Raw genomic sequence first — 8,577 nt, 5'->3', positions numbered from 1 at the left:
GCGTGCCACTGGAACACACCGAATTCGAAGCCTTTCAGGTCACCGTTCGGTGCCCAGGTCAGGGGGCCCATCACGGTATCGATCGGCGCAGCCTTGATGGCGGCGGCAACGGCGGCCGGGTCATCTTCACCCGCCTTGGCGATACCGGCTGCTAGGGTTTGCACCGCGGCATAGGTGGTCCAGACGAACGGGCCGGAGGAGTCCTGACCCTTGGCTTTGAACGCTGCAACCAGCGGGGCGTTGGCCGGCACCAGATCGTATTTGTTCGGCAGGGTCACCAGCAGGCCTTCGGAAGCCGGGCCGCCGATGGCGGAGATATCCTTGTTACCGACCCCTTCCGGGCCCATGAACTTGGCTTTCAGCCCCTTCTCGCCAGCCTGACGCAGGATCAGGCCCAGCTCAGGGTGATAGCCGCCGTAGTAGACGAAATCGACGTTCTCTTTCTGCAGCTTGGCGATCAGGGCGGAGAAGTCCTTGTCACCGGCGGTGATCCCTTCATAGGCCACCACCTTCACGCCAGCCTTGTCGAGTGCGGCTTTGACGCTGGAGGCGATACCTTCACCGTACTGCTTCTTGTCGTGGATAACGGCCACGCGCTGGGGTTTGACCTGCTCGATGATGTACTTGGCGGCAGTCGGGCCCTGATCGCTATCCAGACCTATGGTGCGCAGGGTCAGCTGGTAACCGCGTTCGGTGATCTTGGGGTTGGTGGAGGCGGGGGTAACCATCAGGATCCCCTCGTCTTCATAGATGTCGGAGGCGGGCAGGGTGTTGTCGGAGCAGAGGTGACCGACCACGAACTTGACGCCATCATTCACCACCTTGTTGGCGATGGCTACCGCCTGCTTGGGATCACAGGCATCGTCATAGATGACGGCTTCGATCTGCTTGCCATTGATGCCGCCAGCCTTGTTGATCTGCTCGACCGCCATCTTGCCGCCGGTGAACTGCATGTCCCCGTACTGGGCAACCGGGCCGGTGAGCGGGCCTGCGATACCTATCTTGATGGTGTCTGCCGCGTGTGCGATGGAGATCGATCCAAACAGAGCCAAAGAAACCGCTGCGCTTACTGTAATTTTGCTCAACTTATGCATTGATTCGTCCCTTAATCAGTGGATTGTTTCATTTACGAGTGCCATTCCGGATCGACATCCCGTGCATCCGGCTATAGGTATGGTTCTATCATTCCTCACGGGGCAATAACAAGCTGTTAAAGATACTAACCAGAGGGGGTGGGGTGGGCTTATTTTGAAATAAATGACCTGTCATTTGTGTTTAATTGGAATTTAGTATCGATTCTTCGCCTTAACATCTTGGTAACCAGAGGTGATTATGATGAAGCACAGAGGATTAGTCTGGTGATATTTTACTCTGATGGTGCTCCCATTTTGACCATTAATCGTTTGCGCAAACAGAAATGAGCGCCTAAATTAGCCGGCATTGACAATTCCGTGGCAGAGCCCGTTAAAACCAAGCCTTTATTCGGGAAATCTGCTAATGTTCCGCCTTTGACAGTCAGGAGACAGAGATGGCCACTATCAAGGATGTCGCCTCGCGCGCAGGCGTATCCATCTCCACCGTCTCACATGTGCTCAACCACACTCGGCGGGTCAGCGAAGACGCGACCCAGAAAGTGATTGAGGCGGTGGCAGAACTCAACTACGCGCCCAACTCGGTAGCGCGCAGTCTTAAGATAAATTCGACCAAGACCATTGGCATGCTGGTCACCACCAGCGTAAACCCCTTCTTCGCGGAAGTGGTGCAAGGGGTTGAAGCGTACTGCTTCGAACAGGGCTACAGCCTGATCCTCTGCAACACCGAAAACCAGCCGCCTCGCCAACAGCATTACCTGAGAATGCTGATGGAAAAACGGGTGGATGGTCTGCTGGTATTGGGGACCGATATCGACACTCCGTTGCGCGACATGCTGCGCATCCACAAGAACGTGCCGCAGGTGGTACTGGATTGGGGCACGGAGTGCGATTTCGCCAACGTCATCAACGACAACGCCCGCATCGGCGCCCGCATGGCCGTACGCCATCTGCTGGAGCTGGGGCACCGCGACATCGTCTGCATCACTGGCCAGCTCTCCAAGCCGACCACCCAGCAGCGACTGGACGGGGTACGTGATGCGCTGGGCGAACACGGTCTGACCCTTAAAGATGAACAGGTCTTTGAAGGGGACTACGAGAGCCAGAGCGGCTTCGATGCCATGCAGCGCATCCTGGCCCTGCAGCCTCGTCCGACCGCGGTCTTTGCCTTCGACGATCCCATGGCGATCGGCGCGATTTGCGCTGCCTGGGAAGCGGGAGTCAAGGTGCCGGACGATATCTCCATCATCGGTTACGACGATGTGGAGATGGCGCGCTTCTCCAGCCCGCCGCTGACCACCATCCGTCACCCGAAGGCCGAACTGGGCCAGCTGGCGGTGAAGCATCTGGTCAGCCGGATCCGCAACAAGGAGCTGGAAGTGGAGTCGATGACGGTACAGCCCGAGCTGATTGTCCGTCGCTCGGTCAAACCGCTGCGTTAATCCGCACCCGTTGCCAACACGAAAAACCCCCTCTGTCACGAGGGGGTTTTTGTTTATGGGCGGTTTATTTCAGTTCCGGCCAGTAGGCTTTGTTGGCCTCTATCAAGTCATCGAGAATGGACTTGGCCACCGATGCACTGGGTACTGTCTTGGAGAGGGTGATGGCTTGCCACAGTTTCTGGTAAGAGTGCTCGACCCAGGCTTCGACCACCAGTTTCTCGACCGCGACCTGCTGGCCCATCATGCCCTGCTGGAACAGCGGAATGCTGCCCACCTGCAACGGCTCTGGCCCGCTGCTGCCGACCAGGCAGGGGATCTCGACCATGGCTTCCGGGTCAAAGTTGGGGATGGCGCCGCGATTGGGAACGATCAGCAGCATCCGCTCCTGGGTGTTGAAGGCGATGGCGGTTGCCAGGTCAACGATATAGGAAGCGTGCTCATCGATCTCCAGCTCGCCCGCTGCTGAATTACCTGCCTTGACGATGTCGCTACAGGCGGTGAAGACCTGCTTCTCGCGGTGCTCCATCACCTCGTTGGCACGGGTGTGTTCCGGATTGGAGTGAGCCACCACATAGTCCGGGTAGAGGTAGTACTTCAGATAGGTGTTAGGCAGGGTATCCGGGTCGAGCGCCCACACATCCTTTGCCTTGGCGAAGGTATCGTTCCAGCTTGCTTCGGCATGGCTGGCGCTATTGGGCACATAGCCGTGGCGGGCGACGTGCTCCTTGATCTTCGGCATCAGGTCGTTGCCTTCCAGATCTTCGATGCGGGTCCACCAGCCAAAGTGGTTGAGGCCGTAGTAGCGTACCCGCATCTCTTTGCGGGATTTGAGACCGGCAATCTGGGCCATGCGCCCCTCGATCCCGATCGGCATGTCGCAGATGTTGAGGATTTTGGCGTTGGGACGCAGGCGACGGGTCGCTTCAGCCACAATGGCGGCCGGGTTGGAGTAGTTGAGCATCCAGGCATTGGGTGAGTACTGCTCCATATAGTCGACCAGCTCCAGCACCCCGCCGATGGAGCGCATGCCATAGGCGATACCGCCCGGGCCGCAGGTCTCCTGACCGACCACCCCATGACGCAGCGGGATCTTCTCGTCCAGCTCGCGCATCGGATATTTGCCAACCCGGATATGGGCCATGACGAAATCAACATCGCTAAACGCTGCTTTGGGGTCGGTGCCATAGCTGAAGGCGATCTCGGGAGCCTTCTCTTTCAGCAAGATTTTGCAGGCTTCGGCGATGATCTCCTGACGGGCACCATCGTTGTCGTAGAATTTGATCTCCTTGAGCGGGAAGCGATGTTGATTTTCCAGCAACATCAGAACGATACCAGGAGTAAAAGTGCTGCCACCACCGGCAATGACTACAGAGAATTTTTTCATGATCATGACTCCATTACTAAAGATGATTGTTGATGACTGTTGTTCATAATCGACTCCATATTTTCACGTACCTGAGGTACATGCAGACCGATAATTACCTGGATACTATCGCCATGGCGGACGACCCCATGGGCACCCAATTTAATAAACTCCTCATCTGCTGCTGCCAGCTTGCTGTTAACCAACGATATTCTTAAGCGGGTGGCACAATTATTCAGACTGCGTATATTTTTGACTCCACCAAGCGCTTCGATAATTTGTGTTGCACTATCACTGCCACGCTGGTTTTTGGCTGCCTGATAATCTGATTTTGAATAAAGCTTTATTTCACTGTCTTCCCGGCCCGGTGTTTTAAGATTGAGCCTGATAATCAGCGCGCGGAATATCAGGAACCAGATGCCGGTAAAGACCAACCCTATAGCGATCTGGGTGAACATCATTCCCGCATGGTTGTGGAACATGGGTATCCAGTTCTGCGGCAGGAACTGGTCGAGCAGACCTCCACCCATGTTGCCGACCACACCAAACAGGTACATCACAGTCGACATGGTGGCTGCCAGCAGGGCGTGGATGGCAAACAGCAGCGGCGAGATGAAGAGGAAGGTGAACTCCAGCGGCTCGGTGATACCGACCAGAATGGCGGTCAGGGTGGCCGGGATCAGCAGGCCTGCCACCTTGGCCTTGTTCTCTTTGGCTGCCGTGGCATAGATGGCCAGAGCAATCCCCATGGCACCGAAAATCTTCGAGTTGCCGTGCAGGGCGAAGCCACCCTGAGGGAACTGTTCAATCAGCGGGCGAGTACTCTGGCTGAACTCCAGCATGTGCTGCGCCCAGTAGAGCTGAATGCCTCCCTCTACTGCCGCTGGGCCGAAGATGAAGGGGCCGTAGATAAAGTGATGCAGGCCGGTCGGGATCAAAATCCGCTCTAGGAAGGTGTATACCCATACCCCGACCGGACCCGAGATCAGCATGAAATTCTGCAGGGAGGCGATGCCCATCTGTACTTTTGGCCAGCCAAGCAGGGTCAGCCAGGCGCAGGGGATCATCACGAAGAAGGCGACAATGGTGACAAAGGAGCTGCCCTGAAAGATGCCGAGAAAGACCGGCAGTTGGCGATCAAACAGGCGGTTGTGCAGTGCCGTCACGATGCCGGAGATGACGATGGCCCCTATGATGCTGGTATCCAGGGTCTTGATCCCCGCGACCATGGCGAGGCCACTTTCACCCCCTACATCCTGACTGAAGTCGACCCCGAAATAACTGCCCCAGGTCATGCCCATGGCGTTGATAAAATAGTTCCAGGTCATGAAACTGACCAATACAGCCAGACAGGCTCTGGCTTGTGCCTTATTTGCCAGACCGATTGGCAGGCCAATCGCAAATATTAGCGGCATATTTCTGAATACTGTCCAGCCACCCTCTTCAATAATATGGATGATCTGAAAAAATAATCCTTGTGGGTTTGCCAGTGATTCACCGACAAACATCGGGTTTTTCAGCATAATTGCAATGCCTACTACCATACCTGCAAAAGGAAAAAGCAGTACAGGAGTGAACATTGCTCCGCCAAAACGTTGAATTTGACTGAGCATATATTGTCCCTTGGTTGAAATAGCTAATCGAATCCTTGCCGGTGTTGCCAGATGCAAATTAGCAACGATAAAAAGAGACCTCATGAAATATCTTGGAATAATGTGATCTGACGCATGCAGTTATTTAGACAAAGATGTCTAACTTTTGCGATATTGTTGTACCTCTTGGTTTTGTGATGTTCTTGCAGCTTTAGTTTAAATTTAAGTTATTGTTTTTATGCAATTTATCCACTTACTTAAGAATAAGATGGTTGGCGTTGTGACCACAGGAGATGTCTAGCAGTGATCTATAAATCGGTGGCTGACCGACTCAGGATCAGGGTAAACGGTGCCGAGTGCCGGGTGGGAGATGTGTTGCCGGGCGAAAAAGCGCTGGCAGAACAGTATGGCGTCTCCCGCATGACCATTCGCAGAGCGGTAGATATGTTGATCGAGTGGGGATTGGTCGAGCGGCGCCACGGCAGCGGCACCTATGTGACAAAAAAGGATGTCCAGCATGAGACCAAAGGTCTGAGCGGGTTTACCGAACTGATGCGCGAGCAGGGGCGCACATTGACCAGCCAGGTACTGGAGTTTCGTACCATGCCCGCGCCACCGGCCATCGCCAGTCAGCTGAGGGTTAAGGTGAATGAACCCGTCTATTACTCAAGCCGGATCCGCTCGGTGGATGGTCGGGCACTGCTGCTGGAAGAGAGCTATATGCCGGTCAGACTGTTTCGCAATCTGTCGGTCGCCCATCTGGAAGGGTCCAAATTCGACTACATCGAACGGGAGTGCGGCATCGCGATTGCGGGCAACTATGAGTGCTTCAGTGCCGTGCTGGCGGATCGGGCTACTGCCGAGCTGCTCCATATCGAGCAGGGGGCCCCTATCCTGCGGCTCACCTCACTCTCATACAGCGAGAGCGGAGAGTTCCTCAACTACTCCATCATGTTCCGTAATGCCAACGACTATCACGTTGACTACCACCTCCACCGTGCCCGCGGCTAGTGCCTGGCTGATGAGGCAGCGTGTCGTTGAAAGAGGGGAGAGCCTGTGAGGGAGGCATTGGCCATAACTCCTCCCTCGGCCCATGCAGATCAAAATAATCAACTCAAATGTTAGTTATCCTTGCTGCCGGATCCGGATGTAGGCAGTGGGGGATGCATGAGCGTGATTGAAGCGATAACCATGGTGGCCGGTATGGTTTATCTGGTGTTGTTGGCGTGGCAGGTGCGCACCGGCTGGCCGGGGCGTCTTGCGCTCGGCCTGCTGGGGCTGGTCTGGTTGCTGGCGGCCGACAGCCTGCTCTGGCTCGCACTGGGGACGGTCACCGCCGTGCTTGCCCTCCGGCATCAGAGGCGGCCGCTGCCCGTGTTCGGGGCGATCGACAGTCAGCAGTTGCGGGCAGGCACTCGCCATCTGCTGCTGCTCTGCTGGGGGCTGGTCACAGTGCAATACAGCCTGCATATCTGGCAGTTGGGACAGGGGATGAGCCCCTGGCTGGTGCGCCCGGACGTGGTGGATGCCTTCCTGCCCATCGCCGGTGGCCTCGGGCTGCGGGCCTGGTTCGCGCAGGGGTTGGTGGATCCCCACCATCCGGCGGCCACCGTCACCGTACTGGTACTCTCCCTGTCGGCCCTGCTGCTGGGGCGGGCGTTCTGTGCCTGGTTCTGTCCGCTCGGGCTGGTGGGGGAATGGCTGTATGGCCTGCGCCACCGGTTGCTGCCGGGGGAGTGGAGCCCGCCGCGCTGGCTGGATCTTGCCCTGCGCACCCAGAAATTTCTGGTGCTCGGCTTTCTGCTCTTCATCATCCTGCTGGCGGTGCCGGCTGCTGCCCTGCCCGGCTACTTCACCAGCCCCTACCATCAGGCGGCGGATATGAAGATGGGGGCCTTCTTCTTCAACCTGACCCTGATCTCGGGTCTGTGCCTCGGCTGGGTGTTGCTGCTTACCGCGACCTTTCGTCAGGGATTCTGCCGCTACCTCTGCCCCTATGGCGCCTGGCTCGCCCTGCTGGGGCTACTGACGCCGCTGTGCATTCGCCGTGACCCGGCCCGCTGCCTGCGAAGCCAGGGTCATGACTGCGACAAGTGCAGCCGGGCCTGTCCATCGCGCATTGCGGTGCACCAGCTTATTGCGGTACGCAGCCTGGAGTGCACCGGCTGCCTGAGCTGCGTGGCCGCCTGCCCCAAGCGGGTCGAGGCCCTGCACCTTGGCAGCAAGGTGCTCCGGCTCGCACCGAGCCGTTTGCTGGGGCTGCTCTGCTTGTTGCTGCTGGTGCTGCCGTTGCTTACGCATGGCCTGTTGGATATCTGGGCCAGCCAGACGCCGCTGGCGATACGGGCTCACCTGTTGCAACTGTTGCCACAGCTGACCCATTAACTGGGGAAGGTGACAGTGTGACCATGGTGCAAGATCACAGGGTACGCACACGGACACCCTCGGGTGTCCGTTTTCTTATTCAGGCGGGGGTGGGTTGAGGGGGCAAGGCCGATATGGCTTACCAGTTGGCGAAATCCACCTCGGGCAGGGTTTCAAAGCCGGGGCGGGCAAACAGATAGCCCTGCATCAGGCTGACGCCCATCTCCCGCAGGCAGGCCATCTCTTCGCGGGTCTCGATCCCCTCCGCCAGCGGGGTGATCTTCAGCTCCGCAAACAGTGCCAGACAGTGGCGCACTATGGCTTGTCGGGTCGGGTCATGGTCGATGCCGCGCAGCAGGTGCATATCGAGCTTAACGATGTTGGGATGAAAATCGGCCAGCAGGTTGAGGCCCGAGTAACCGGCGCCAAAGTCATCGATTGCCGTCTTGAAGCCGAGGGCCTGATAGTGATCGACGATACTGCGGAGATGCTGGCTATCCTGCACCTGCTCCACCTCGGTCAGCTCGAACATGATCTGCTCGATGGGAAAGAGATGCTCGCGGGCCGCCTGCAGGGTGGTGCGGATGCAGCGCTCCGGGCGGTAGACCGCGTTGGGCAGAAAGTTGATGCTCAGCATGCCCCGCATATCGAGGCGGGCGGCCAGCGCGATGGCCTTGATGCGGCACAGCTGATCGAAGCGGTAGCGGTTGTCGTCGTTGACCCGG

7 protein-coding genes are annotated in these 8,577 nt (G+C 57.4%); 3 read left to right on the top strand and 4 right to left on the bottom strand.

Features of this window, described 5'->3' with window-relative positions; all coding sequences use genetic code 11:
- Positions 1-1,094, bottom strand: a 1,094-nt coding sequence (locus tag G5358_RS19045; RefSeq protein WP_421324709.1) for a branched-chain amino acid ABC transporter substrate-binding protein, incomplete at its 3' end; no start/stop codon positions are given.
- Between the two features lie 434 nt (positions 1,095-1,528).
- Here G5358_RS19045 and G5358_RS19040 point away from each other — a divergent pair.
- On the top strand, positions 1,529-2,533 hold the full coding sequence (locus G5358_RS19040; RefSeq protein WP_005355925.1) for a substrate-binding domain-containing protein: 1,005 nt from the start codon (positions 1,529-1,531) through the stop codon (positions 2,531-2,533).
- Positions 2,534-2,597: 64 nt separating this feature from the next.
- Here G5358_RS19040 and G5358_RS19035 read toward each other — a convergent pair whose 3' ends face one another.
- Both G5358_RS19035 and G5358_RS19030 read right to left on the bottom strand, forming a co-directional pair.
- Entirely contained in the window at positions 2,598-3,923 is a 1,326-nt protein-coding gene (locus G5358_RS19035) for a 6-phospho-alpha-glucosidase (RefSeq protein ID WP_206665121.1), read from the bottom strand.
- Complete coding sequence (locus tag G5358_RS19030) at positions 3,920-5,509, bottom strand: alpha-glucoside-specific PTS transporter subunit IIBC (RefSeq protein ID WP_421244961.1); 1,590 nt, start codon at positions 5,507-5,509, stop codon at positions 3,920-3,922. The genes G5358_RS19035 and G5358_RS19030 overlap by 4 nt, the downstream gene beginning before the upstream one ends.
- A 282-nt stretch (positions 5,510-5,791) precedes the next feature.
- On the opposite strand from G5358_RS19030, the gene G5358_RS19025 reads away from it, so the two are divergent.
- Together G5358_RS19025 and G5358_RS19020 are read left to right on the top strand one after the other, a co-directional pair.
- Entirely contained in the window at positions 5,792-6,499 is a 708-nt protein-coding gene (locus G5358_RS19025; protein WP_421231678.1) for a GntR family transcriptional regulator, read from the top strand.
- Between the two features lie 156 nt (positions 6,500-6,655).
- Positions 6,656-7,873: a 4Fe-4S binding protein gene (locus G5358_RS19020; RefSeq protein ID WP_421324708.1), complete on the top strand. Its 1,218-nt coding sequence runs from the start codon at positions 6,656-6,658 to the stop codon at positions 7,871-7,873.
- A 118-nt stretch (positions 7,874-7,991) separates the two neighbouring features.
- On the opposite strand, the gene G5358_RS19015 is transcribed toward G5358_RS19020, so the two are convergent.
- Positions 7,992-8,577, bottom strand: a 586-nt coding sequence (locus G5358_RS19015; protein ID WP_421324706.1) for an EAL domain-containing protein, incomplete at its 5' end; no start/stop codon positions are given.

The sequence above is a fragment of the Aeromonas sp. 604176 genome, from assembly GCF_049170755.1.
Classification (GTDB): domain Bacteria; phylum Pseudomonadota; class Gammaproteobacteria; order Enterobacterales; family Aeromonadaceae; genus Aeromonas; species Aeromonas veronii_A.
This window is presented reverse-complemented; position numbering and strand designations above follow the sequence as displayed.